Origin of the sequence: Nocardioides ginsengisegetis, assembly GCF_014138045.1 — a bacterium.
GTDB classification, from domain to species: Bacteria; Actinomycetota; Actinomycetes; order Propionibacteriales; family Nocardioidaceae; genus Nocardioides; species Nocardioides ginsengisegetis.
In genome coordinates, this window is sequence record NZ_JACGXA010000001.1 from 2,717,638 (window position 1) to 2,741,718 (window position 24,081).

26 protein-coding genes and 2 tRNA genes are annotated in these 24,081 nt (G+C 72.1%); 14 read left to right on the plus strand and 14 right to left on the minus strand.

Features of this window, described 5'->3' with window-relative positions:
- Nucleotides 1–65: 65 nt before the first annotated feature.
- On the minus strand, nucleotides 66–449 hold the full coding sequence (locus FB382_RS13030; RefSeq protein ID WP_182539756.1) for a DUF5130 family protein: 384 nt from the start codon (nucleotides 447–449) through the stop codon (nucleotides 66–68).
- Nucleotides 436–789: a hypothetical protein gene (locus tag FB382_RS22195; protein WP_182539758.1), complete on the minus strand. Its 354-nt coding sequence runs from the start codon at nucleotides 787–789 to the stop codon at nucleotides 436–438. The genes FB382_RS13030 and FB382_RS22195 overlap by 14 nt, the downstream gene beginning before the upstream one ends.
- 124 nt (nucleotides 790–913) lie before the next feature.
- Here FB382_RS22195 and FB382_RS13040 point away from each other — a divergent pair, with 124 nt between their 5' ends.
- Nucleotides 914–1,948 carry a mechanosensitive ion channel family protein gene (locus FB382_RS13040; protein WP_182539760.1) on the plus strand — a complete coding sequence of 345 codons (1,035 nt, stop codon included), beginning with the start codon at nucleotides 914–916 and terminating at the stop codon, nucleotides 1,946–1,948.
- 62 nt (nucleotides 1,949–2,010) lie between these two features.
- Here the strand turns inward: FB382_RS13040 and FB382_RS13045 are convergent, their stop codons facing one another.
- Nucleotides 2,011–2,436, minus strand: a complete 426-nt coding sequence (locus FB382_RS13045; RefSeq protein ID WP_182539762.1) for an OsmC family protein — start codon at nucleotides 2,434–2,436, stop codon at nucleotides 2,011–2,013.
- Nucleotides 2,437–2,530: 94 nt separating this feature from the next.
- On the opposite strand from FB382_RS13045, the gene FB382_RS13050 reads away from it, so the two are divergent.
- Nucleotides 2,531–2,914 (plus strand): globin, encoded by a 384-nt coding sequence (locus FB382_RS13050; protein ID WP_182539764.1) that lies wholly within the window; start codon nucleotides 2,531–2,533, stop codon nucleotides 2,912–2,914.
- A 312-nt stretch (nucleotides 2,915–3,226) separates the two neighbouring features.
- On the opposite strand, the gene FB382_RS13055 is transcribed toward FB382_RS13050, so the two are convergent.
- Together FB382_RS13055 and FB382_RS13060 are read right to left on the minus strand one after the other, a co-directional pair.
- Nucleotides 3,227–4,102, minus strand: a complete 876-nt coding sequence (locus FB382_RS13055) for a thioesterase family protein (protein ID WP_182539766.1) — start codon at nucleotides 4,100–4,102, stop codon at nucleotides 3,227–3,229.
- Nucleotides 4,103–4,139: 37 nt separating this feature from the next.
- Nucleotides 4,140–4,325 (minus strand): hypothetical protein, encoded by a 186-nt coding sequence (locus FB382_RS13060; protein WP_182539768.1) that lies wholly within the window; start codon nucleotides 4,323–4,325, stop codon nucleotides 4,140–4,142.
- Between the two features lie 114 nt (nucleotides 4,326–4,439).
- Here FB382_RS13060 and FB382_RS13065 point away from each other — a divergent pair, with 114 nt between their 5' ends.
- The 3 genes from FB382_RS13065 (at nucleotide 4,440) to FB382_RS13075 (ending at nucleotide 6,882) form a co-directional block, all read left to right on the plus strand.
- Nucleotides 4,440–5,045 (plus strand): TetR/AcrR family transcriptional regulator, encoded by a 606-nt coding sequence (locus FB382_RS13065; protein ID WP_125037839.1) that lies wholly within the window; start codon nucleotides 4,440–4,442, stop codon nucleotides 5,043–5,045.
- A gap of 80 nt (nucleotides 5,046–5,125) precedes the next feature.
- A complete protein-coding gene (locus tag FB382_RS13070) occupies nucleotides 5,126–6,343 on the plus strand; it encodes an acetyl-CoA C-acetyltransferase (protein ID WP_125037840.1) in 1,218 nt (405 codons plus the stop codon).
- 47 nt (nucleotides 6,344–6,390) lie between these two features.
- Entirely contained in the window at nucleotides 6,391–6,882 is a 492-nt protein-coding gene (locus tag FB382_RS13075; protein WP_182539770.1) for a MarR family winged helix-turn-helix transcriptional regulator, read from the plus strand.
- Nucleotides 6,883–6,997: 115 nt separating this feature from the next.
- Here FB382_RS13075 and ettA read toward each other — a convergent pair whose 3' ends face one another.
- Nucleotides 6,998–8,680, minus strand: a complete 1,683-nt coding sequence (gene ettA / locus FB382_RS13080; protein ID WP_182539773.1) for an energy-dependent translational throttle protein EttA — start codon at nucleotides 8,678–8,680, stop codon at nucleotides 6,998–7,000.
- A 109-nt stretch (nucleotides 8,681–8,789) separates the two neighbouring features.
- Between ettA and FB382_RS13085 the strand changes: the two genes are divergently transcribed.
- Nucleotides 8,790–9,317 carry a SigE family RNA polymerase sigma factor gene (locus tag FB382_RS13085; RefSeq protein ID WP_182539775.1) on the plus strand — a complete coding sequence of 176 codons (528 nt, stop codon included), beginning with the start codon at nucleotides 8,790–8,792 and terminating at the stop codon, nucleotides 9,315–9,317.
- The gene (locus tag FB382_RS13090; protein WP_182539777.1) at nucleotides 9,314–10,102 is read left to right on the plus strand and encodes a hypothetical protein; all 789 of its coding nucleotides are present in this window, start codon (nucleotides 9,314–9,316) and stop codon (nucleotides 10,100–10,102) included. Before FB382_RS13085 ends, FB382_RS13090 begins: the two co-directional genes overlap by 4 nt.
- Before the next feature lie 18 nt (nucleotides 10,103–10,120).
- On the opposite strand, the gene FB382_RS13095 is transcribed toward FB382_RS13090, so the two are convergent.
- The 4 genes from FB382_RS13095 to FB382_RS13110 all read right to left on the minus strand — a co-directional run bounded on the left by FB382_RS13095 (nucleotide 10,121) and on the right by FB382_RS13110 (nucleotide 15,271).
- Nucleotides 10,121–10,573 (minus strand): single-stranded DNA-binding protein, encoded by a 453-nt coding sequence (locus FB382_RS13095; protein ID WP_182539779.1) that lies wholly within the window; start codon nucleotides 10,571–10,573, stop codon nucleotides 10,121–10,123.
- 126 nt (nucleotides 10,574–10,699) lie between these two features.
- Nucleotides 10,700–12,355 carry a GTPase family protein gene (locus tag FB382_RS13100; protein WP_182539781.1) on the minus strand — a complete coding sequence of 552 codons (1,656 nt, stop codon included), beginning with the start codon at nucleotides 12,353–12,355 and terminating at the stop codon, nucleotides 10,700–10,702.
- A 55-nt stretch (nucleotides 12,356–12,410) separates the two neighbouring features.
- Nucleotides 12,411–14,153: a dynamin family protein gene (locus tag FB382_RS13105; RefSeq protein WP_246377175.1), complete on the minus strand. Its 1,743-nt coding sequence runs from the start codon at nucleotides 14,151–14,153 to the stop codon at nucleotides 12,411–12,413.
- Nucleotides 14,150–15,271 carry a PrsW family intramembrane metalloprotease gene (locus FB382_RS13110; RefSeq protein WP_182539783.1) on the minus strand — a complete coding sequence of 374 codons (1,122 nt, stop codon included), beginning with the start codon at nucleotides 15,269–15,271 and terminating at the stop codon, nucleotides 14,150–14,152. Before FB382_RS13110 ends, FB382_RS13105 begins: the two co-directional genes overlap by 4 nt.
- A 58-nt stretch (nucleotides 15,272–15,329) precedes the next feature.
- On the opposite strand from FB382_RS13110, the gene FB382_RS13115 reads away from it, so the two are divergent.
- Both FB382_RS13115 and FB382_RS13120 read left to right on the plus strand, forming a co-directional pair.
- A complete protein-coding gene (locus FB382_RS13115) occupies nucleotides 15,330–16,763 on the plus strand; it encodes an aminopeptidase P family protein (protein ID WP_343055597.1) in 1,434 nt (477 codons plus the stop codon).
- Between the two features lie 38 nt (nucleotides 16,764–16,801).
- Nucleotides 16,802–16,878: transfer RNA gene (locus FB382_RS13120), tRNA-Arg, on the plus strand.
- A 17-nt stretch (nucleotides 16,879–16,895) separates the two neighbouring features.
- Here FB382_RS13120 and FB382_RS13125 read toward each other — a convergent pair.
- Nucleotides 16,896–17,546 (minus strand): response regulator transcription factor, encoded by a 651-nt coding sequence (locus tag FB382_RS13125; protein ID WP_182539787.1) that lies wholly within the window; start codon nucleotides 17,544–17,546, stop codon nucleotides 16,896–16,898.
- A gap of 107 nt (nucleotides 17,547–17,653) precedes the next feature.
- On the opposite strand from FB382_RS13125, the gene FB382_RS13130 reads away from it, so the two are divergent.
- From FB382_RS13130 to FB382_RS13140, 3 genes are read left to right on the plus strand one after another with little or no spacing between them, the layout of a single operon-like run.
- Nucleotides 17,654–18,703: an acyl-CoA dehydrogenase family protein gene (locus FB382_RS13130; protein ID WP_343055598.1), complete on the plus strand. Its 1,050-nt coding sequence runs from the start codon at nucleotides 17,654–17,656 to the stop codon at nucleotides 18,701–18,703.
- Nucleotides 18,700–20,049 (plus strand): PIG-L family deacetylase, encoded by a 1,350-nt coding sequence (locus FB382_RS13135; protein ID WP_182539789.1) that lies wholly within the window; start codon nucleotides 18,700–18,702, stop codon nucleotides 20,047–20,049. Before FB382_RS13130 ends, FB382_RS13135 begins: the two co-directional genes overlap by 4 nt.
- A complete protein-coding gene (locus FB382_RS13140) occupies nucleotides 20,046–20,807 on the plus strand; it encodes a glycosyltransferase family 2 protein (RefSeq protein WP_182539791.1) in 762 nt (253 codons plus the stop codon). Before FB382_RS13135 ends, FB382_RS13140 begins: the two co-directional genes overlap by 4 nt.
- A 61-nt stretch (nucleotides 20,808–20,868) precedes the next feature.
- Here FB382_RS13140 and FB382_RS13145 read toward each other — a convergent pair whose 3' ends face one another.
- Genes FB382_RS13145 through FB382_RS13155 form a run of 3 tightly spaced genes read right to left on the minus strand, consistent with a single transcriptional unit; the run spans nucleotide 20,869 to nucleotide 23,184 of the window.
- On the minus strand, nucleotides 20,869–21,906 hold the full coding sequence (locus FB382_RS13145; protein WP_343055599.1) for an adenosine deaminase: 1,038 nt from the start codon (nucleotides 21,904–21,906) through the stop codon (nucleotides 20,869–20,871).
- Nucleotides 21,907–21,960: 54 nt separating this feature from the next.
- The gene (locus FB382_RS13150; RefSeq protein ID WP_182539793.1) at nucleotides 21,961–22,698 is read right to left on the minus strand and encodes a DsbA family protein; all 738 of its coding nucleotides are present in this window, start codon (nucleotides 22,696–22,698) and stop codon (nucleotides 21,961–21,963) included.
- 3 nt (nucleotides 22,699–22,701) lie between these two features.
- Nucleotides 22,702–23,184, minus strand: a complete 483-nt coding sequence (locus FB382_RS13155; protein ID WP_182541512.1) for a MauE/DoxX family redox-associated membrane protein — start codon at nucleotides 23,182–23,184, stop codon at nucleotides 22,702–22,704.
- Nucleotides 23,185–23,297: 113 nt separating this feature from the next.
- On the opposite strand from FB382_RS13155, the gene orn reads away from it, so the two are divergent.
- Together orn and FB382_RS13165 are read left to right on the plus strand one after the other, a co-directional pair.
- Nucleotides 23,298–23,912, plus strand: a complete 615-nt coding sequence (gene orn, locus FB382_RS13160) for an oligoribonuclease (protein ID WP_220481760.1) — start codon at nucleotides 23,298–23,300, stop codon at nucleotides 23,910–23,912.
- A 41-nt stretch (nucleotides 23,913–23,953) separates the two neighbouring features.
- A tRNA-His gene (locus tag FB382_RS13165) sits at nucleotides 23,954–24,029 on the plus strand.
- The last annotated feature ends 52 nt before the right edge of the window (nucleotides 24,030–24,081 follow it).

Consider the following 24,081-nt stretch of genomic DNA (forward strand, 5'->3'; position numbering starts at 1 on the left):
TGACGCAGAAGGGCCCCACCGGTGATCCGGTGGGGCCCTTCTCGTGTGTCTGGGTGCGTGTCGGGTCAGGCGCCGGCGTGCAGGGTGTTCTGCGGGCGGGCGTGCTCGGCGAGCATCGCGATGCCGCGGGTGAGGCCGCCGACGAGGTCGCCCTCGGCGAACGTCGACTGCATCTGCGCGGCGGTCAGCTCGACCTCCTTGTCCGACAGCGTGCGGCGCACGTAGCCGCCGGTGACGATCTCCAGGGCGCGCGCCGTGGGGTCGACCATGATCAGGATGCTGCGCGTGGGCGAGACCAGCGTGTTGTGCAGTTGGGTCGCGAAGGCGCGCGGGTCGCCCTCGGACGTGCCGACGAACAGCGAGAACTCGACGCGAGACAGGGTCTCGGCCTTGCGGATGGCCTCGTCGAGCGTGTAGCGCTCCGACGAGGTGAACTCACCAGCGGGCACTTGCGCCCCCGGCCTTGGACTCCTCGGTGTCGGGGCCGGCGAGCTCGGCGGTGCCCTTCTGGGGACCGCCGAACCACTGGTCCTCGACGGGCGAGGAGCCCGGGGTGCGCTCACCGCGCAGCATGCCGGGCAGGTAGCCCAGCGCGAAGATCACGACGAAGAGCAGCAGCGGGACCCCACCGAGGACCAGCACGGCGTGCAGGCCGTTGACCTCGGTGTGCGGGGCCCACCCCTCCGGGACGTCGGCCGACGCGGGCCCGGCCACGGCCACGAGCGTGGCGGCGCTGGCCAGCGAGACGGCGGTGCTCCGGCGGACGATGGTCTCGAGCATGGTGGTCACCGGTGCAGGATATCGGCTCGGCGACCCTGCCCTCGACCGTGACCGCCCGCCTGCGGAGTCGACTGGGTCACACCCCCGCGAGCGAGTTCGGAATCGTCGTCGCGACCTGTCCATACTGGGGCCCATGTTTCCGCTCGAGACGACCACCCCGTGTGCTGCAGGCGAACAGATCTGCAAGGCCACCATGGAGATCACGGGCAACCAGCGTCTGGCCAACGCGTCCGACCTGCTGATCGGCAAGCCCCTGGCACTCGCCGGCCTGCTGGTCCTGGCCCTGGCGATCCGATGGGTCCTGCACAAGCTCGTCGACCGCCTCGTGCGCCGCGCGGAGGACGGGGTCCTGCCCAGCCGGATGCCGAAGCTCCCGCGCGGTGCGAAGGCCACCGCCGCGCGCGGCGCGACGCCGACCGCGCGCGACCTGGTCACCGCGACCCGCCGGGTCCAGCGCGCCAAGACGATGGGCGACCTGCTCAAGAGCATCATCACCGGCGTCGTGGTGGCGATCATCGGCACGATGATGCTGAGCGAGCTGGGCCTCAACATCGCGCCCATCATCGCCAGCGCCGGCATCATCGGCCTGGCCGTGGGCTTCGGCGCCCAGTCGCTCGTCAAGGACTTCCTGTCCGGCATCTTCATGATCTTCGAGGACCAGTACGGCGTCGGCGACGTCGTCGACGTCGGCGAGGCCTCCGGCGTGATCGAGGCGGTCAGCCTGCGCGTCACCCGGCTCCGCGACCTCAACGGCACCGTCTGGTACGTCCCCAACGGCGCGATCATGCGCGTGGGCAACATGAGCCAGAACTGGTCCCGAGCGGTCGTCGACATCTCCGTCGGCTTCGGTGAGGACCTGGCCAAGGTCCAGCGGATCATGACCGACGTGGCCCACGACCTATGGGAGGACGACGACTTCAAGGGCCTGATCATCGAGGAGCCCGAGGTCACCGGTGTGGAGGCCTTCGGCCCCGAGTCGGTCTCGCTGCGGGTGCTGATCAAGACCGCGCCGATGGAGCAGTGGGGCGTGGCCCGCGAGATGCGGCAGCGGATCAAGGCGCGGTTCGACCACGAGGGCATCGAGATCCCGCTCCCCCAGCGGGTCGTGTGGCACCGCGAGGAGAAGGCCGCGCAGGCGGCGGAGGAAGCCGCGACCCCCGCCGACTGACCCCGACGCGAAGCAGGGCGGTGACCGTGATGGTCACCGCCCTGCTGTCACGTGTGGGGCCCTCAGGCGAGAGCGGCGTCCAGCGTGATCGTCGTGCCGGTCAGCGCCTGGCTGACCGGGCAGCCGGTCTTGGCGCCCTCGGCGGCCGCGACGAAGTCCTCGTTGCTCATGCCGTCCACGACGCCGCGGACCGTCAGCTTGATGCCGGTGATGCCGGTGCCGGGCGTGAACTCGACGTCCGCGCTGGTGTCCAGCGAGGTCGCGGGCGAGCCGGCCTTGGCCAGGCCGTTGGACAGCGCCATCGAGAAGCAGGCCGAGTGGGCCGCCGCGATGAGCTCCTCGGGGCTGGTCTTGCCGTTGGCCTCCTCGGCACGGCTGGGCCACGACACGTCGTACGTGCCGAGGCCGGACGACTCGAGCGTGACCTGGCCGGCGCCCTCGAACAGGGTGCCTTCCCAGTGCGTCGTCGCCTTGCGGGTGGTGGCCATGCGCAATCACTCCTCAACGGATTCAGGTGGTACGTCGGTGGGTCGCTGCGAGTCTTGCACGCCGGTGTCGGGCGCCCCGGCGGCCCTCGGCACAATGGGACGCGTGACGACGTTCTACGAGGAGATCGGCGGCTTCGAGACCTTCCGGAGGATCGTCGCGAAGTTCTACGAGGGTGTGGCCGAGGACGAGGTGCTGCGGCCGCTCTACCCCGAGGAGGACCTCGCTCCCGCCGAGGAACGCTTCCTGCTGTTCCTCGTGCAGTACTGGGGCGGACCCACCACCTACTCCGAGCAGCGCGGCCACCCGCGCCTGCGGATGCGGCACGCGCCGTTCGCGGTCACACCCCTGGCGAAGGACCGCTGGCTGCACCACTTCCGGGCGGGCCTCGACGAGGTGGCCCTCACCCCGGAGCAGGACGCGCAGTTCTGGGACTACGTCACGCACGCCGCGCAGTTCATGGTCAACAGCTTCGAGTAGGACGGTGGACCAGACCATCACAACGTCGGTGTAACGATCACCGCTCCCGGCGACAAGAGGACCGTGGGAGCACCGGTTCAGCGGTGTCAGGGGGTCTCCCCCAACCCCGCCACGCCCCGCAGGCCGAGTCCCCCCGTCGGTGCCTGCGGGGCGTCGGCAGTTCCGGGCCCTGTAACGCGGCACGGTCCTCGCGACAGGAACCTGTGAGGGGCGAGACCGCGCAGCGGCAGCCCAGGAATGAACCCCCGACGCCCCCACACGCACCCCGGCGACCACCCGCAGCACCTGTCGGTCGTCGGGGTGCCCCCTGTCTCAGGCAGGTGCCGGCTGGAGGGCGGCTTCGAGCGCCGCCCGGTGCTCCGGGCTCGGCTCCGTCGAGCCCTGGGTCTCGCGGTCGAAGAAGACCAGGACCACCCGGCAGCGGGACAGGACGAGGTCGCCGTCGCAGATCTCGGAGTCGATCGTCAGGGAGCGCTCGCCCACCCGCGAGATCCAGGTCCACGCGTCGTACGGCTCCGGCCGGAAGAGGATCGGGACCTTGTAGTCGACATCGGTCTGCGCCACCACGACCTCGGGCGTCGGACCGTCGAGGTCCCGCCAGAGGCGGGCGTTGAGGAGGATACGGGCCTCCTGGAAGTACTCGAAGTACTTCACGTTGTTGACGTGACCGTAGACGTCCACGTCGGAGAACCGGACGTGGACGGGGTAGTGCCCGACCTTCTCGTGCCGGGCGGGGTCGATGGAGTAGCGCGGGCGGCGCTCCTCGGGCTCCAGGAAGTGCGCGAGCGTGTCGCGCTCGACGTCGGTGAGCCGGCGGGGCCGCTCCGTGGCGAAGACGTACGGCGTGAGCAGGGTCGTGGCCCGCAGGTAGACCCGGCGCCCACCCTCGACCTCGGGGTCCTCGTGGAAGATCTCGTAGGCCATCGTGAAGGACGCGGCCCGGATCTCGGTGACCCAGCACTCGATCCGCACCGGCGCGAACCGGAAGGTCAGGGGCGCGCGGTAGGTGACCTCGTGCCGGACCACCACGACCCCGTCGGTGAGCTCCGCACTCGTCGCGGCAGGGCCGTGGGTGCGCAGCATGTCGACCCGGGCCTCCTGGAGGTAGTCGACGTAGACGACGTTGTTGACGTGACCGAGGAGGTCCATGTCGGCCCAGCGCATGGGGCACTCGTAGACGTGGCGCACGCCCCGATGCTGTCAGACCGGGGCGGTCGGGTCGGGATCAGTGCGTGTGGGCGAGACCGCCGTAGTAGCTGCGGACCGTCTGCTGCCGGGCGACCCGGACGCTGCGGTTGCTGAGGACGAACTCGGCGACGGAGCCGATCGCGAGGGCGGCGCCGAGGACGGCGACGACGTAGAAGCCGATCATCCACGCGGCGAGGGTGGTGGGGTCGAAGCTGGCGGCCATGACGATTCCTTTCTACACATGTAGAATCTCTACATCTGTAGAAAGTACGCCCCTCGCGGCAGCGGCGCAAGCCGGCGGGTAGTGTCGCGGGTCACCATCCTCGGAAGGGTCCGCATGTCCCCGTCTCCCCCGGTCACCACCGACCTGAGCCCCCGGCGGCGCCAGCTGCTGGACGCCGGGCTCCAGGTGGTCGCCGACGAGGGCCTGCGCGGACTCACCCACCGTGCGGTCGACCGGCAGGCGGGGCTCCCCGAGGGCAGCTGCTCGGCGTACCTCCGGACCCGCAAGGCGCTCCTGGTGGCCCTCACGGAGTACGTCGCCTCGTCGCTCGCCGGCGACGTCGACGCGCTCGCCCGGGACCTGCAGGGCTGCCCGGGCGAGTCCGACCGCGCGGTCCAGCTGACGAGGCGGCTCTTCCAGCGGTGGGTGGAGGAGCGTGAGCTGCTGCTGGCCAAGCTGGAGCTCTCCCTGGAGGCCTCGCGCGACCCCGAGCTCGCCGAGCTGATGGCGACGTGGCGCAGCCGGCTGGTCGACGTCGTCGACGGCATCATGGCCGCGCAGGGCAAGGAGCACAGCGCGGAGCGGGCCGAGACCCTCGTGTCCTCCTTCGACGGCATCCTCTTCGCCGCCCTGCTCAAGCCACGCACGGCGCGCAAGGACTTCCTCGCCCGCTCGTTGCAGCTGCTGATGACCTCGATGGCCGCCCCCGGCCAGGGGTGACGGACGCCTCGCCCACGGGCCCGCGCGACGGTCTAGGGTTGCTGGCGCCCGCGTCCCGCACCCCCTGATCGGAGAGTTCCATGCCCGAGGCCGTCATCGTCTCCGCCGCCCGCACCCCCATCGGCCGCGCGAACAAGGGGTCGCTCAAGGACCTGCGTCCCGACGACCTCAGCGCCTTCATCATCAAGACGGCGCTCGAGAAGATCCCGGGCCTGGACCCCAACACCGTCGACGACCTCTACCTCGGGTGCGGCCTGCCGGGTGGTGAGTCCGGCAACAACATGGGCCGGATCGTGAACGTCCTCAACGGCATGGACGAGGTGCCCGGCGCCACCATCACCCGCTACTGCGCCTCCTCGGTGCAGACGACGCGGATGGCCTTCCACGCCATCAAGGCCGGCGAGGGCGACGTCTTCATCTCCGCGGGCGTGGAGACCGTGTCCCGCTTCGCCAAGGGCACCTCCGACCACTGGCCCGACACCCAGAACCCCCTCTTCGCCGACGCCAAGGCGCGCACCGACAAGACCGCCGAGGGCGGCGTCGACTGGCACGACCCGCGCGAGGACGGCCTGCTCCCCGACGCCTACATCGCCATGGGCCAGACCGCCGAGAACGTCGCCAAGCTGCGCGGCCTCTCGCGCCAGGAGCTCGACGAGTTCGGCGTCCGCTCCCAGAACCTCGCCGAGAAGGCGATCAACGACGGCTTCTGGGCCCGCGAGATCACCCCGGTCACCACCCCCGACGGCACGGTCGTCAGCACCGACGACGGTCCGCGCGCGGGCGTCACCTACGACGCAATCAAGGACCTCAAGCCGGTCTTCCGTCCCGACGGCGTCGTCACCGCCGGCAACTGCTGCGCCCTCAACGACGGCGCCGCGGCCGTGGTCATCATGTCCGACACCAAGGCGGCCGAGCTCGGCCTGACCCCGCTCGCCCGGATCGTCTCCACCGGCGTCAGCGGCCTGTCCCCCGAGATCATGGGCCTCGGCCCGGTCGAGGCCACCAAGCGCGCGCTCAAGCACGCCGGCATGAGCATCGGCGACATCGATCTGGTCGAGATCAACGAGGCCTTCGCCGCCCAGGTCGTCCCGTCCTACCAGGACCTCGGCATCGACATCGACCGCCTCAACGTCAACGGCGGCGCCATCGCCGTGGGCCACCCCTTCGGCATGACCGGCGCCCGCCTGCAGAACACGATGCTCAATTCGCTGGAGTGGCACGACAAGAGCACCGGCCTGATCACGATGTGCGTCGGCGGCGGCCAGGGCATGGCGCTGATCCTCGAGCGCATCGGCTGAACCCCGGATACGCGCGGCGGGGCGGGCCCACGCAATACGCTGGGCCCATGACTGACGTTCCCCGCCTGGCGCGCTGGCTCGACACCGAGCAGCAGCGGTCGTGGCGAGGGCTGGTCATGGGCACCACCCTGCTCTTCGACCGGCTCGACGACGACCTCCGCCGGGAGTTCGACATCTCCCTCGTGGAGTACGAGATCCTCGTCCGGCTCTCCGAGTGCGACGGCCGCAAGCTGCGGATGGCGCAGCTCGCCGACGCCCTGGCCCACAGCCGGTCCCGGGTGACCCACACGGTCACCCGGATGGAGCGCGCCGGGCTGGTCACCCGCTCGGTCTCGCCCGAGGACGGTCGCGGCATCCTGTGCTCGATGACCGACAAGGGGTACTCGCTCCTGCGCCGGATGGCGCCGGTGCACGTCAACGGCGTGCGTGACCACCTCGTCGACATCGTCGACCCCGCGGACCTCGAAGCGCTCGGCCGGGTGATGAACGCCGTCGCCGACCACCTGGTCGCCGACCATCCCGAGATGGAGATCCGCTGACCGAGAGGGCACTCCCCGGCACTCCCGAACGGCCGAGAGGGCACTTTCCGGAACTTCGAGTTCCGGAAAGTGCCCTCTCGCACGTCTGAGAGTGCCGGGGAGTGCCCTCTCGCGATCAGTCGCGGGTGAGGCGGCGGTGCGTCACGCGGTGCGGACGCGCCGCCTCGACGCCGAGGCGCTCGATCTTGTTCTCCTCGTAGGACGCGAAGTTGCCCTCGAACCAGAACCACTTGGCGGGGTCCTCGTCATCGCCCTCCCACGCCAGGATGTGGGTCGCGACGCGGTCGAGGAACCACCGGTCGTGGGAGGTGACCACGGCACAGCCGGGGAACTCCAGCAGCGCGTCCTCGAGCGAGGACAGGGTCTCGACGTCCAGGTCGTTGGTGGGCTCGTCGAGGAGCAGCATGTTGCCGCCCATCTTCAGCGTCAGCGCGAGGTTCAGGCGGTTGCGCTCACCACCGGAGAGCACACCGGCCTTCTTCTGCTGGTCGGGCCCCTTGAAGCCGAACGAGGCGACGTAGGCGCGCGAGTTCATCTCGAAGTTGGCGACCTTGATGAAGTCCAGGCCGTCGGAGACGACCTCCCAGACGTTCTTGTTGGGGTCGATGCCGCCACGGCTCTGGTCGACGTAGGAGATCTTCACGGTGGTGCCGACCTTGAGCTCGCCCTCGTCGGGCTTCTCCTGGTCGGTGATCATCCGGAACAGCGTCGTCTTGCCGACGCCGTTGGGGCCGATCACGCCGACGATGCCGGCACGGGGCAGCGAGAAGCTCAGGTCGTGGATGAGCGTGCGGTCCTCGAAGCCCTTGCCGAGGTCGTTGGCCTCCAGCACGATGTCGCCGAGGCGCGGACCGGCCGGGATGTTGATCTCGGACGTGTCGATCTTGCGCATCCGGTCGGCCTCGGCCGCCATCTCCTCGTAGCGCGCGAGACGCGACTTGCTCTTGGTCTGGCGGGCCTTGGCGTTGGAGCGCACCCACTCGAGCTCGCGCTCGAGCATCTTGGCGCGCTTGGCGTCCTTCTGGCCCTCGATCTTGAGGCGGTCCTTCTTGGTCTCGAGGTAGGTCGAGTAGTTGCCCTCGTAGGGGTGCGCCTGGCCGCGGTCGAGCTCGAGGATCCACGAGGCGACGTTGTCGAGGAAGTACCGGTCGTGGGTCACGGCCAGGACGGCGCCGGGGTAGGAGGCGAGGTGGCCCTCGAGCCACTGGACCGACTCGGCGTCGAGGTGGTTGGTGGGCTCGTCGAGAAGCAGCAGGCTGGGCTGCTGGAGCAGGAGCTTGCACAGCGCGACGCGGCGGCGCTCACCACCCGAGAGGTTGTCGACGATCGCGTCCGGCGGCGGGCAGCGCAGCGCGTCCATCGCCTGGTCGAGCCGGCTGTCGAGGTCCCACGCGTTGGCGTGGTCGAGGTCGGTCTGCAGGTCGCCCATCTCGGCGAGGAGCTTGTCGTAGTCGGCGTCCGGGTCCGCCAGCTCCTCGGAGATCTTGTTGTAGCGGTCGAGCTTGCCCTTGATCTCGCCGACGGCCTCCTCGACGTTCTCGAGGACGGTCTTGCCCTCGCTCAGCGGCGGCTCCTGCTGGAGCATGCCGACCGTTGCGTCGGGGTCGAGGATCGCGTCGCCGTTGTTGGCGTGGTCGAGCCCCGCCATGATCTTCAGCAGCGAGGACTTGCCGGTGCCGTTGGGGCCGACGACGCCGATCTTCGCGCCGTGCAGGAACGACAGCGTCACGTTGTCGAGAACGACCTTGTCGCCATGGGCCTTGCGCACATTGCGCAGGGTGAACACATACTCCGCCATGGGTCAGGAGCCTACGGGGGAAGCGGCGTGAGACCGATTCCGGGGTCACGGCGTCCTTGATGCGTGGGACCCCCCACACACGGACGACCGATCGGGACGGGGAGGCAGCGTGCGGCGCTCGGAGAGGTACGACGCGGAGTTCGCGGAGTTCGTGGCCGCGAGGTCCACGCAGCTGCACCGCACCGCCTACCTGCTGACCACCTCGTCCCACGGGGCCGAGGACCTCGTCCAGACGACGCTGGCCAAGGCCTACGCGTCGTGGTGGCGGGTGCGGGCCGCCGGCGACCCCGTCGCCTACGTGCACGGGATGCTGACCAAGTCGTTCCTCTCGGACCGCCGACGGCGCAGCAGTGGCGAGCTGCCGGTCGCCGAGACCCCCGAGCGCCCGGACCACCAGCCCGACCCGGTCGACCGGCTCGCGCTGCTCGCCGCTCTCGCGACCCTGGCGCCGCTGGACCGGGCCGTGGTCGTGCTCCGCTTCTGGGAGGACCGCTCGGTCGGCCGGACCGCCGCCGACCTCGGCCTCACCGAGGCGGCGGTCAAGAACCGCAGCCTCCGCGCGCTCCGCTCCCTACGGCAGCAGCTCGACGACGACGTCCTGGCCGCACCGGCCGACACCGATCGGAGGACCCGATGACCGATGTACTGCCCCACGAGGCCGACGCGCTCCGCACCCTGATGGAGCGCTCACTCGACGACGTGCACGCCGCGCCCGACCTCCTCGAGCCCGTGCGCACCCGGGGGCGCCGCCTCCGCCGTCGGCGCCGCGCTGCCGGCGGCGCGCTGGGCCTGGCTGCCGCGGTCGCGATCACGGCCGTCTGGCTGCCGGCCACCAGCGGCGACGACAGCCCGGGGATCGCGACCGACCCGCCGAGCCCGTCGAGCACCGGGTGGTGGGACTCCCCGGCCGACGCGATGCTGATCCGGCTGCGCAGCCTGCTGCCGGACTCGGTCGGGGTCGCCGACGTCCAGCTCGCCCCACCGGACCGCGCACCCGGGGAGCCCGACGTGTCCACCGGGTGGGTACGGGTGGTCCTCAAGTCGTCGCCCGACGCCCGTGGCGGGCTGGAGGTCATGCTCTACCCGCCCACGGCCTTCCCGACTCCCGGCCCGGGCGAACCGGCCCTCGAGCCCTCGCTGCGGGACCGGATCACCTGCCCCGGCGACCTCCGCTCCCCCGACACCTGCCAGGAGCTGCGCGACGCGGGTGGCCGGCTCTACGGCCGGATCGTGGAGAACCGCACCGGCGAGCTGGTCTACCGCGAGGCGGCGATCACCGTCGACGGCGGACTCGTCTACGTCGCCGAGGCCAACTCCACAGCGGAGAAGTGGGGGGCCGGCACGCCGGTCTCGGCCGACCTGCCGCCGCTCACGATGGCCGACCTGCAGGCAGTCGCGATGGGCGGCTGGGAACGCGGCTGACCCCGCCGACCGGCGGGGTCAGGCGGCCACCTCCTCGTCCCGCTCCGGAGTCGCGAAGGGCGGCGGCTCCGCCACGGCGGTCGTGGTCTCCTCGGTGGCCTGCGGACGAGGTGCGTGCACCTTGGTGAAGTGGGTCGTCCCGCGGTTGAGGTCGTGGCCGACCGCGATGGCGTCGATCTCGAAGGACGTCATCTCGACGCCGGCCGAGCTGACCCACGTGGAGGCGTTGAGCCGGCCGTGGACGACGACCGGGTCACCACGGCGCAGCGAGGCCGCGCAGTGCTCGCCGAGGGCGCGCCACGCGTTGACGGTGAACCACTGGGTGGTGGCGTCGCCCCACTCCCCGGTGGCGCGGTTGAGCCGGCGCGGCGTGCAGGCCAGGCGAAAGCTCGCCACGACCGCGTCGCCCGCCTGGCGGGTGCGCACGTCGGCGCCGAGCCAGCCCTGGACGGTGATCTGGGATTCGTTCATCGGTGTCTCCTTGTCTCGATCCGGGTGATCGGTTCGAGACTCGGTGGCAGCGCCGACGACCCCGGACGGCTCCCCCAGGACCTGGGGAAGGGCGCGACCGCGGGTCGTCCTGTGGACGACAGGTGGCTAGCGGAGCGCCTGGCCCAGGCCCTCGCGGACCGTGGTGTAGGCGGTCAGCTCGGCCTCGACCGGGTCGACGACCAGCTCCTGGGCGACGGTGCGCACCGCCTCCCGCAGTCGGGCGTCCGCCCGCCGGGCACGCCGCCGGGCGGTCGCCCGCACGAGCAGGCGGCAGACGAGGGCGAGCACGATGCCCAGACCGATCCCGCCGAGCAGGAGCACGGTCGGCACGGGGAGGGGGCCGACGTCGGGAGTGCCCGGCGCGGACATCTGGAGGTAGTCGAGGACCGCGAGCGTCCCGAGCCAGACGGCGCCGGCCAGCGCCGCGATGATGAGGAGCCACTGGAGCAGGCGCACGGCGCCGGCCCAGACGGGCATCCGCGCCACCCCCAGCTCGGTGTCGGAGAGGGCGCCGTCGAGGCGGTCACCGAGGTCGGGGAGCCGCGCGACGGACGCGCGGCGCACGGACTCGGCCCACGGGCGGGCGAGCCCCTCGGAGACCTCGTCGGCGAGCATGCGGACCTCGGTGTCGACCCGGGCACGCTGGACCTGCGTGGTCTGCGGCATCGACGTGCGCGACCGCCCGGTCAGCTGCTTGCCGTCGGCGCCGAGGTCGAGGTGCAGGCGCCTGAGGGGGTCGGGGCGGAGCCGGGACAGCCAGGACGTGACCGGCCACCCGGTGGCCCGGCCGGCCCGCAGCCGGGTCGAGCGCTCCACGGCGTCGACGACCGTCGGCACGCCGGCGGCCTCGGCGAAGGCGTCCTCGAGGGCGGCCACCCGCTCGCGCGGCAGGGCGCGGGTCCGGCCGGTGCCGCTGGCCTCCTGCATCCTCGAGGCGGCCGCCTTGAGGTCGGCCTCCAGGCGCGCACGGGTCATCTTCTTGGCCGAGACCCGCTGCTGGATCTCGCCCCGCAGGTCATCCAGGCCGATGCCCTCACGGGCGCTGATCGGGATCACCGGGACCTTCGGCAGGCCGTCGGCGTCGAGGAGGCGGCGTACGTCGTCGACCATGGACTGGCGACGGTCGGCCGGCACGGTGTCGATGTGGTTGAGCACGACGACCATCACGCCCTGGTGGGTCGCGAGCGGGGCGAGGTAGCGGTCGTGGATGGCGGCGTCGGCGTACTTCTGCGGGTCGAGCACCCACACGAGCAGGTCGGCGAGCTGGACCAGCCGGTCGACCTCGAGGTGGTGGGCGACCTCGGTGGAGTCGTGGTCGGGCAGGTCGAGCAGGACCACGCCCTGCATCGCGTTGTCCTCGCGCTTGGTGTCCAGCATCGAGTCGCGGGTGGTCTGGTGGCGCGGCGGGATCCCCAGCCACTCGAGGAGCTCGTCGGCGCCCTCACGGCCCCACACGCAGGCTGTGGCCCACGAGGTGGTGGGACGGCGTACGCCGACCGCCGAGAGCTCGAGTCCGGTGAGCGCGTTGAACGTCGAGGACTTGCCCGACCCGGTGGCGCCGGCGATCGCGACGACCGTGTGGTCGGCGGAGAGGCGGAGGCGGCCCGAGGCCCGGTCGACCACGGCGCGCGCATCGGCGACCGGCTCGTCGTCGAGGCGACCGCGCGCGGCTTCGGTGGCCCGGTCGAGCCCGTCGATGCGGACACCGATGTCGGTGCCTCGGGTGACCAGCTTCTTGGCACCCTCGAGCAAGGACGTCATCTTCTCCCCAGACCGCGGAACAACACTGCTGGGCCAACCCTATGCCGTCGGTCGGTCAGGAGTGGCCTTCGGCACGAGGCTGCACCGCGGCGAACCGCAGGTCGTCCACCCGCCGAGACGCGGCTCGCAGCTGCTCGGGGGTGTCGGCGGTGATCCCGAGGCCGTCGAGCAGGTCGGTGTAGCGGCGCCGCTCGGCCTCGAGCAGCGCCGTGACGCGGACCTCCAGAGCACGGCGCGACCGCTCGGCGAGGCTGCGCACGGCCTGGTCGCCGAAGACCGCCTCGAGCAGCTTCTGCCCGAGCACCGCGGACCCGCCGGCGATGCCGACCTCGGCACCGGTGATCCCGGCCGTCGCGGAGAACACGACCACCATGAGCGCGACCGAGAGCCCGTTGACGCCGTAGGCCAGGAAGCGCGCGGTGGTGCGCTTGTCGGCGCCCTCGCTGCGGACCATCTCGAGCACGTCGTTCTGCCAGTCGCGCACGGCCCGCTCGGCCTGGCGCCGCAGACCGCGGGACGCACGGCCGAGGTCCTGGCCGGCGGTGGCGAGCAGCGCCTGACCCGAGGCCAGCGACTGCCAGGACGCCTCGGCCCGCTCGGCGGCGGCCTCGGCGTGCTCCATGATCAGCGTCTCGAGGCCGGACTCGACAGCGACCGTGACCCGCTCGGCCTGCTGGGGCTTGCCCTTGACCGCGTTGACGACCCGGTCGCGCAGCCACCCGACGCGGTTCTCCAGCGACTTGAGCAGCTCCCCGGTGCCGACGAACTCCTGCCAGCGCGCGAGCACCTCGCCGCGCAGCAGGGTGCCGTCGGCCGAGGCGGTGGTGATGGCGATGATGGCCGCGTCGTACGCCTTGTCGCTGTCCTCACGCAGGCGGCGTACGGCGCTCGCCTGCTCCGCGGCCGCGTCGGCCACGCCGTGGGTGCGGCGGGCGAGCGTGCGAATGGCACCGTCGAGCGTCTGCTTGACCACGGCCGTGCGGGCCTCGGAGTCGTCGGCGAGGGACTCCAGCCAGCCGCGGATGTCCGAGACCGACTCGGCCGGCAGCAGGCCGTCGTCGGAGACGGGACCCTCATGGACGGTGAAGAGGGGCGAGTCCTTCAGGCCGCGGCTGGCGAGCATCCGGGCCAGGTGGGTGGCCACGGTCTGGACGGCCTCGGCCGGCGTGCGGTCGAGCACGATCGCGACCGCGGCCGAGCGCTCGGCGGCCTGGCGCAGGAAGTCCCACGGCACCTGGTCGGCGTAGCGGGCGGCGGAGGTGACGAACAGCCACAGGTCGGCGGCGGCGAGGAGCTGCGCGGCGAGCGTGCGGTTGCGCTCCTCGACCGAGTCGATGTCGGGGGCGTCGAGGATGGCCAGGCCGGCCGGCATCGACAGCGACGGGACCAGCTGCAGCGCGGCCGGGTCGGTGGTCGCGTGGGTGACCCGCTCGAGGTCGGGCAGGAGCCGGTCCTGGCCGAACCACTCCGCGTCGTCGGGGTGGTGCACCAGCACCGGCGAGCGCGTGGTCGGGCGCAGCACACCCGGCTCGGTCACCCGGTGGCCGACGAGGGAGTTGACCAGGGTCGACTTGCCGGCGCCGGTCGACCCGCCGACCACGGTCAGCAGCGGGGCGTCGATCGTCATCAGGCGCGGGATGACGTAGTCCTCGAGCTGGTCGACCATCTCCTGGCGGGCGGTGCGCTGGGCGTCGACACCGGGGACCTCGAGCGGCAGCTCGGCGTCCTGGAGCGACTGGCGCAGCCGGACGAGCGCGGTGATCATCCGCGTGGCGTCGGCCGTGGGCTGGTCGGTCATCGCGTGGGAACCACCTGTCCGGGGAAGGCGATGTGCGGACGCACCTCGCCGATGCGGGCGACGTACGACTGACCGCGCGCCGCGAAGTCGGGCGGCGGGGTGCCGCGGAGGAAGCGGTGGTGCAGGAAGCCGAGCTCGATGGCGGCCTGCTGGTAGTCGCGCATGGCGCGCTCGGCCGCCTTGCCGCCCTGCTGCCGCGCGAAGGCGCGGCTGCGGCGGCGGGCCCTGAGGTCGACGACCCAGCCGATGTCGGTGGCCGGGATGAGCCCGCGCTGGGCGGCGTCGGAGAGGGCCGCGGTGAGCATCCGGCGCTCCGAGCGGCGCGACCACACCGCGAAGCAGGCGATCGCGACGAGGGCGGGCGCCATCAGGACGAGGTAGACCGTGACGAAGTTGCCGAAGCCGTAGACGGTGGAGGTGTTCCACGTCGCGTGGGCCGCGACGGCGCAGGCGTAGCCGAGCAGGGGCGCGATGAAGCGCAGCGAGCGCGTGCGGGCGCCGACCGCCACCCCGACCCCGATGCCCGTGAAGGCGGTGAAGAGCGGGTGCGCGAAGGGGCTGAACAGGCAGCGCACCACGAACGTGCCGGTGATCGCCGAGGTCCCGCCGGGGCCCATCCCGTCCGTGCCGTTGTAGGCGGCGGCGAGGTAGAGGATGTTCTCGGTGAAGGCGAACCCGACGCCGACCATGCCGGCGTAGACGATGCCGTCGAGGACCCCGTCGAGCTCGGCGCGGCGCCACCACAGCAGGAGCAGCAGGAACAGGCCCTTGCTGAACTCCTCGCTCACCGGCGCCACGACCTCGAGGGTCTCGTTGTCGGTGAAGCCGACCACGAAGCCGCCGACGCCCTGGATGACGAGCGCGGCGGCCGTCGCCACGAAACAGCCCCACAGCAGGCCGGCGGCGAGCAGCTTGCGCGGCTCCGGCTCGTAGCGGTCCAGCCAGAGGTAGAGGCCGACCAGCGGGCCCACCGGCAGCGCGGCGAGCGCGGTCGCGAGCAGGAGCGTGCCGGCACCGCCGGACAGGGCGATGACGAGCAGCATGCCGAGGGCGCCGAGGCCCACGAGGATGGTCACCACCACCGTGAAGGCGACGCTGTCACGGCGAGCTGCGGGCATGCCGCGAAGCCTATCGGGAGTCGCGGATCTTCCCTGCTTCCGGCGTACAGTTGCCGCCGTGAGCGAGCAGAACACTTCCGAGACCCCCTCCGAGTCGACGCAGCCCAAGACCGAGTCGCACGACCCGAGCGTGCCCGAGGCCTGGGCCGCCTTCATGCGCACCGGCTGGGGCGACCGCGACCTCGACCTGCCCCGCCTCCCGGTCGCCGACCCCGCCGCGCGCCGCCGCCAGGCCCTCTCCGAGGCCTTCCCGGGCGAGCGCCTGGTGCTGCCGGCCGGCACCTACAAGGTCCGCTCCAACGACACCGACTACCGCTTCCGTGCCGACACCGCGCACGCCTACTTCTCGGGCAACCAGACCTCCGACGCCGTGCTCGTCGTCGAGGACGGCGAGGCCGTGCTCTACGCCCGCCCGCGCTCGAGCCGCGAGACCGACGAGTTCTTCCGCGACCGCCAGTACGGCGAGCTGTGGGCCGGTCGTCGTCCCTCCATCAACGAGATGTCGACCTCGCTCGGCCTGCCCGTGCGCCACATCGACGACCTGCCCGCGGCCCTGTCCGGCTCCGGCAAGACGCGCGTCCACCGCGGCGTCTCGTCGTACGTCGACGGCCTGGTCGCCGCCGACGAGACCCGCGACGCCGACCTCGCCCGCGTGGCGTCCGAGATGCGCCTCATCAAGGACGACTGGGAGGTCGCGGAGCTTCAGGAGGCCTGCGACATCACCACGCTCGGCTTCGAGGACTCGGTCCGCGACTGGGCCGACGTGCTGAAGTACGGCGAGCGCTGGATCGAGGGCACCTTCTTCCGCCGCGCCCGCGCGATGGGCAACGACATCGGCTACGACTCGATCGTCGGCGGCGGCAAGCACGCCACGACGCTGCACTGGATCGAGAACTCCGGCCCGATCACCCCCGGCGAGCTCGTGCTCCTCGACATGGGCGTCGAGGGCCGCAACCTCTACACCGCCGACGTCACCCGCACCCTGCCGGTCGACGGCACCTTCACGCCGCTGCAGCGCGAGCTCTACGACCTCGTGTACGCCGCGCAGGAGGCCGGCAACCAGGCCGTGAAGCCGGGCGTCCCCTTCACCGCCGCCCACCAGGCCGCGATGGCCGTCCTCGCGCAGGGCCTCGACGACCGCGGGCTGCTGCCCGTCTCGGTCGACGAGGCGCTCTCGCCGGAGAGCAAGGTCTACTCCCGCTGGACGCTGCACGGCACCAGCCACATGCTCGGCATGGACGTGCACGACTGCGGTGCGGCCGCCCCGGAGGCCTACGCCCGCGGCACGCTCGCCGAGGGCATGGTGCTCACGGTCGAGCCCGGCCTGTACTTCCAGGAGGACGACCTGCTCGTCCCCGAGGAGCTGCGCGGCATCGGCATCCGGATCGAGGACGACATCCTCGTCACCGCCGACGGCTACCAGAACCTCTCCGCCGCCCTGCCCCGCACGTCGTCCGACGTCGAGGCGTGGATGGCCAGACACCAGCGCTGAACCCCGGGGACCACATGGGCCACAATGGTCCCCGCCCAGCCCTTGTAGCTCAGCTGGATAGAGCAAGAGCCTTCTAATCTCTAGGTCGCAGGTTCGAGTCCTGCCGGGGGCGCCAGGCCGCGTGACGCGTGCCTACTCGCGGTGCGCGGTCTCCACGACGCGCAGCCGGTCCGGCTCGAAGCCATGCTTCATCCCCCACACCACGGCCTGCGCGCGGCGCTCGACGCCGATCTTGCGGTAGGCGGTGCGGATGTAGGTCTTGACCGAGTTGATGGACAGGTAGGAGCGCTCGGCGATCTCCTGGTTGGACAGGCCCTGGGTGATCAGCGCGAGCACCTCGGCCTCGCGCGCGGTCAGGCCCGCCTCGCGGCCGGGCCAGTCCCCCGCGGCACCGCGGTCGACGGCGGCGGCCTCGGAGGGCGTGACGATCGTGCCGTCGTGGACGGCCTCGACGGCCTCGACCACCTCGTCGCCGGACATCCCCTTGGAGAGATAGCCGCTGGCGCCCTTGTCGATGGCGCGGGCGACGAGCTCGGGCTGGAGGTTCCAGCTGAAGATGACCACCCGGGCGTCGGACCCGCGGACCAGGTCCTCGAGGTCGATGCCGTCCCCCTGCACCTGGCCGAACGTGTCGTAGAGGATCACGTCGACGTCGCTGACCACCGGCAGGCCGGAGTCGAGCTCGACGACGGCCACCCGGTCGTGGAAGGGCGACAACATCGCCGCAACCCCAGCGACCACGAGCTCGTAGTCGTTGACGATCGCGATGCGGATGGGGGTCATGGCTGCATGATATTCACCCAGCGGGGGGAGCCCGGGCGGAATGGCCGACCGTAGGTTGGGGGGACGACCACCCGCGCCGCGGGAGCTACCCACCCCCGAGGAGTCGAGTGCCGGACGATCCGACCTGGCCGGTCCACCTGCGGGACGATCGGCCCCCGGACGACGGACGGCTCCTGGCTCAGCTTGCCGACGCCGCCCACCTGGCCTCACGCGGGGTCCCCACGAGCGCGCTGGAGCTCGCCGAGCGCTGGGGTCAGCGGCTTCCGCTCCCCGGGCGGTCCGCCACCGTCCTGCTCTGGGAGGCACTGGCCACGGTCGCCGCCGTCGACCTCTCCGTCGCCCGCGCCCTCGAGCCGCACCTCGACGCGGCCGCGATCCTGGCCGAGGCGGGCCAGGCGATGCCCTCGGGAACGACCTGGGGTGTCTTCGCGGCCGAGGGGCCCGGCGTGCGCCTCACCGCCACGCCCGTCGACGGGGGTCACGTCCTTGACGGCACGAAGCCGTGGTGCTCGCTGGCGGAGAACCTCACCCATGCGCTGGTCACGGCCTGGGTCGGCGACGAGCGCGGACTCTTCAGTGTCGACCTGCGACACCCGGGCGTGCGCGTGACCGACGGCGCCTGGCACGCGCTCGGCCTGCACGAGGTGGCCAGCGGACCGGTGGAGCTCGACCGGGTTCCCGCCACGCCCGTGGGCGACCCCGGGTGGTACCTGCGCCGCGACGGCTTCGCCTGGGGCGGCATCGGCGTGGCCGCGGTCTGGTACGGCGGCGCGGTCGGCGTCGCTCGTCGGCTCTGGGCGGCCGCCGGGGAGCGACCCCCCGACCAGGTGGCACAGGCCCACCTCGGCGTCGTCGACCTCCGACTCCACGCCGCGCGCACGGTCCTGGCCGAGGCGGCGCGGCTGGTCGACGACGGCAAGGCGTCCGGTGGTGTGGGCGCCCTCCTCGCCAGCCGCGCACGCGGGGTCGTGGTCGAGGCGGCCGAGACCGTCCTCACCCAGACGGGACATGCGCTCGGGCCGGCTCCACTCGCCCTCGAGGAGGCGCACGCACGCCGGGTCGCCGACCTCACCCTCTACCTCCGCCAGCACCACGCCGCGCGCGACGCCGCCGCGCTCGGACGCCAGCTGCTCGAGGGCACCGGGTGCCCCTGGTGACCACCGCTCCGTTCACGCACGACAGCCCCGGCACCCCCGCGGAGGAATGGCGGCGCCACCCCGGCTGGGGCACGGTGCCGCTCCTTGTGACGGACGGAGACGTCCCCTGCAGCCGGCTGGTGGTCGTGGCCGCCCACCCCGATGACGAGAGCCTGGGAGCGGGCGGGCTCATCGCCGCCGCCCACGACGCCGGCACCACGCCGTACGTCGTGCTGCTCACGGCCGGCGAGGCCTCGCACCCCGGCTCACCGACCACCACACCGCAGACGTTGGCGACCCGTCGCCTCGCCGAGGCCCGGAAAGCGTTGGAGATCCTGGCCCCCGGCGCTCCGCTGGTCTTCCTGGGGCTTCCCGACGGCCGGGTGGAGCAGACCGAGGCCGAGGTCACGGCCAGCCTCGTCGACCTGATCGGCGACGGTCGCTCGACGTTGCTCGTCGCGCCCTGGCGCCACGACGGGCACCCCGACCACGAGGCGGCCGGCAGGGCGGCCGCCGCGGCGGCAGTGCGCACCGGTGCCCGGCTCGCCGAGTACCCCATCTGGATGTGGCACGCCCGGAGCGTCGACGAGGCGCCGTGGGGAGCCATGAGCCGGGTCGACCTCGACGACGAAGCGGCCCGCCGCAAGTGGCTGGCCGTCCAGAGCCACACGAGCCAGGTCGAACCCCTGTCGGACCTCCCGCACGACGAGGTGCTGCTCCCCGGCCACGTCCTCGCCCACTTCGATTCCCGGGTCGAGCACTTCGTGACCGGGGAGGGGGGCGCCGACGACGCCCTCGAGGTCCTGCACCGGGCCGACGCCGACCCCTGGGGTGTCGACGACCGCTGGTACGAGCTGCGCAAACGCCGGCTCACCCTGGCGGTTCTCCCCCGGCCACGCTTCCGCCGCGCCCTCGAGGTCGGCTGCTCCCGCGGCGCCCTGGCGCACGACCTGGCCGGTCGCTGCGACGAGCTCGTCGCGGTCGACAGCAGCCCCTCCGCCGTGGCCGCCGCGCGGCGGCGGCTCGGTCACCTGAGCGCCGTGCACGTCACCCACGCAACCGTCCCCACCGACTGGCCCGAGGGAGCCTTCGACCTCGTCGTGGTCTCCGAGGTCGGCTACTTCCTGAGCCCGATCGATCTCGACCTTCTCGCCGCTCGCATCGAGGGGTCACTCACCGAGGACGGGGTCGTGCTGCTCTGCCACTGGCGTCATCCGGTCGAGGGCTGGGTCCTCGACGGCCCCGAGGTGCACGAGCGGCTCCGCACCAGCCCGCTGCTGCCCCCGGAGGTCGCCCGCTACCGGGACCCCGACGTCGAGATCTGCGTGCTGGCCCGGTCCGGGCACTGGCCGGATCCCGCCCGATGAGCCCGCCGCGCGTGCGTACCGCCATCGACCAGGTCCAGGTGGTCATCCCCGCCCACGACGAGGAGGGACTCCTCCCACGGTGCCTCGCCTCGGTACGCCGCGCGGCCGACCACCTCGCCGAGGTGCGGCCGGGTGTGCGGGTGGGCATCACCGTCGTGGCCGACTGCTGCACCGATCGCACCGTCGAGATCGCGACGGGGTGGCCCGCCACCCAGGTGGTCGTCAGCCGGGCCGGCAATGTCGGGGCCGCCCGGCGTGCGGGTGTTGACCACGTCGTCCGCCACACCCTCTCCACGCCTCCGGAGCTGGTGTGGCTGGCGCACACCGATGCCGACAGCGTGGTGCCCGAACACTGGCTCGCGGCCCAGCTGATGCTCGCCGACGCCGGATTCGCCATGGTGGTCGGGACCGTGGTCCCCGCGCGGACCGACCTGCCGCCCCACATCTGGGACCAGTGGCGGGCCCGCCACCAGCTGGGCGAGGGACACCCGCACGTGCACGGCGCCAACCTCGGCCTGACCCTGCACGCCTCCCAGGTGGCGGGGGGCTTCCAGCCCGCCCCGGCCCACGAGGACGTGCGCCTCGTGGCGGCCGTCAGGTCCGCGGGTCTGCCGTGGTGCGCCACCGCGGCCACCCAGGTCACGACGTCGGGCCGCCAGCAGGGGCGCGTGGCCAGCGGATTCGCCCGCTACCTCGCCCGCTTGTCGTCCCCGACGACACGCGTCGAGGTCCCCGGCGTGCGGGCCCTGTCGAGATAGAAAGGAATCGGCCCCGCGGAGTATGAGTCCGCGGGGCCTGTGCGTTCCCGGAGTCGGGCGCTCAGCGAGCGACGTACGCGTCGATCTCGCCGAGGATCCGGACCTTGACGTCGTCCGGTGCCCACGAGGCGTTGACCGCGGCGCGCGACAGGTCCGCGACCCCGGACTCGTCGAGGCCGAGCAGGTCGGCGGCGATGACGTACTCGCGGTTGAGGTCGGTGCCGAACATCGGCGGGTCGTCGGAGTTGACCGTGATCGTCACGCCCGCGTCGCGGAACGCCACGATGGGGTGCTCGGCGAGGCTGGCGACCGCGCGGGTGGCGATGTTGGAGGACGGGCAGACCTCGAGCGGGACGCCGGTCTCGGCGAGGTGGGCCAGCAGCGCCGGGTCCTGTGCCGAGGACGTGCCGTGGCCGATCCGCTCGGCGCCGAGGAGGCGCAGCGAGTCCCACACCGTGTCCGGACCGGTCGTCTCGCCGGCGTGCGGCACGCTGTGCAGCCCGGCGCTCAGCGCCTGCTGGAAGTGGGGGGCGAACTGCGGACGGGGCACGCCGATCTCCGGTCCACCGAGCCCGAAGCCGACCAGGCCCTCGGGGCGGTGGTTGAGCGCGTAGTCGAGGGTGGCGTCGGCCGCGGGCAGCCCGCTCTCGCCGGGGATGTCGTAGATCCACTGGAGCACCAGGCCGAAGTCGCGCTGCGCGGCGACCCGGGCGTCCTCGATCGCCTCGGTGTAGGCCTCGATCGGCATGCCGACGCCGTCCTCGTGCGGCCGCACGGACGTGTACGGCGTGCAGGTGAGCTCGGCGTACCGGAGCTGCTGACCCTCGGCCATCTCGCGGGCCACCTCGTAGGTGAGGTAGCGGATGTCGTCGGGGGTCTTCACGAGGTCGACGACCGCGAGGTAGACCTCGATGAAGTGGGCGAAGTCGCGGAACTCGTAGAACTTCCGCAGCTCCTCGGGATCGCTGGGCACCGTCCCGGGGTGGCGCTCGGCGAGGCCGCCGACGATCCGGGCCGAGGCGGAGCCGACGTGGTGGACGTGGAGCTCGGCCTTGGGCAGGCCGGCGACGAAGTCAGTGATGTCAGGCAGGGTGCTCACCGCGTGAAGTCTGGCAGCGCCGGGCGGCGAACCGGAAAACCTCGAACACCGCGCTCACGAGATGGCGCCGAGCGCCCCCTGGATCGCAGCGGCGAGGGTCGTGCCGGTCGGCTTGCCGTCGACCAGCACGGTGGGCGTGCCGTTGACGCCGTTCTTGGACATCTGGTCGGTGGCGTTGACGACCCACTGGTGGAAGTCGTCACCCTCGATCCCCGGCCGTACGGCGCTCTCGGTGGCGCCGGCCTGCACGGCGTACTGCACCAGCTGGTCGTCGGTGAGTCCGGCGGAGCCCTCCTCGGGCTGGTGGGCGTAGAGCAGGTCGTGGAACTTCTCGAAGGTCGCGACGCCGGAGGTGTCGAGGACGACCGCGGCGGCGTTGAGCGCGCGGGAGGAGTAGTCGGTGCTCGACGCGCGGTCAAGGAAGGCGACCATCCGGTAGTCGATGCGGACCTTGCCCGCCGCGACCGCCGCACGGAGCTTGGTGCCCGTCTGGCTCTCGAACTCCCGGCAGATCGGGCACTGGAAGTCCTCGTAGACCGTCAGGGTCCTGGGTGCCGAGGCCTTGCCGACCACCACCGAGTAACCGCCGGTCACGCCCTGCGGGGTCGTCGCGGCCGCGCCGGCGGTGTCGCGACGGCTCTGCACGACGACGCCGACGACCACCACCACGACCAGCACGGCCGCGACGGCGGCCACGACCATCAGGTTGCGCCGACGCTCGCGCCGCTGCTGGGCGATCAGGGCGGCAGCCGCGCGCTCGGCGCGGGACTCCTCACGGTTCTTCTTCGACATCGGTCAGCCTCGCGGGGTGGGTTCGGGCGCCGCGGTGAGCGGCCGGAAGAGCAGGCCGTCCAGCGCGAGCCGCGTCCGCGGCCATCGCACCAGGAGCAGCGAGAGCAGGAGCAGCCCGACGTCGCGGGCGATCTCCCAGGGGTACGACGAGGACGCGCCGGGCTGCGCGCCTCCCCCGCCGAAGCAGCCGCACTCGATCGAGATGCCCCGCGCCCACACCGAGGAGATCCCGATGATGAACGCGACGAACAGCACCGACGAGATCAGGGCCGCGCCGCGGGTGAGCACGCCGAGGACCAGCGCCGTACCGATGACGACCTCGACGACCGGCAGGGAGTGGCCCACGGTCGGCACCACCGCCTCGGGCAGCAGGTCGTAGGCGCGGACCGCGGCCACGCTCGCGTAGGGGTCGGGCAGCTTGAGGGCCCCGGCGACGATCCACACGCCACCCGTCACCAGACGTGCCGCCAGGCCGAGCCACCGCATCACACCCCCGAGGCTAGGTCGCGTCACTGAGGTCCGACTGAGAATCCGGTGTGGGAACTCGCGCAGTAAGGTGGCTCCTCGTGAACGAGCGACTGGTGTGGATCGACTGCGAGATGACCGGCCTCGACCTGGGGGCGGACGCCCTCATCGAGGTGGCGGCGCTCGTGACCGACTTCGACCTCAACGTCATCGGTGAGGGCATCGACCTCATCATCAAGCCGCCGGCCGAGGCGCTCGCGCAGATGAACGACTTCGTCCGCACCATGCACGAGAAGTCCGGGCTCCTCGAGGAGCTCGACCACGGCATCACGATGGCTGAGGCCGAGGAGCAGGTGCTCGCCTACATCCGCCAGCACTGCCCCGACGGAAGCCGCCCGCCGCTGGCCGGCAACACGGTCGCGACCGACCGCTCGTTCCTCGCCCGGGACATGCCGACCCTCGAGGCGTTCCTGCACTACCGGATCGTCGACGTCTCCTCGATCAAGGAGCTGTCGCGGCGCTGGTTCCCGCGCGCCTACTTCCAGGCGCCGGCCAAGCGCGGCAACCACCGGGCGCTCGCCGACATCCAGGAGAGCATCGAGGAGCTGCGCTACTACCGAGAGGCGGTCTTCGTCGCCTCGCCCGGTCCGGACAGCGAGCGGGCCCGCACGATCGCGGCCAAGCACGGCGGCGCGCTGACCGGCATCACCGAGGACGTGCCCGATTCCGGCAATCCCGGGACCGACTAGTACACTCCTCACCGATCCCGGCACTGCCGGGATTCGCCTTGGTGGGTATAGCTCAGCTGGTAGAGCGCTGCGTTGTGGTCGCAGATGTCGCGGGTTCGAGTCCCGTTACTCACCCCAGTCAGAACAGGACGGCCCCGGCTTCGTGCCGGGGCCGTCCTGCATTTCCGTG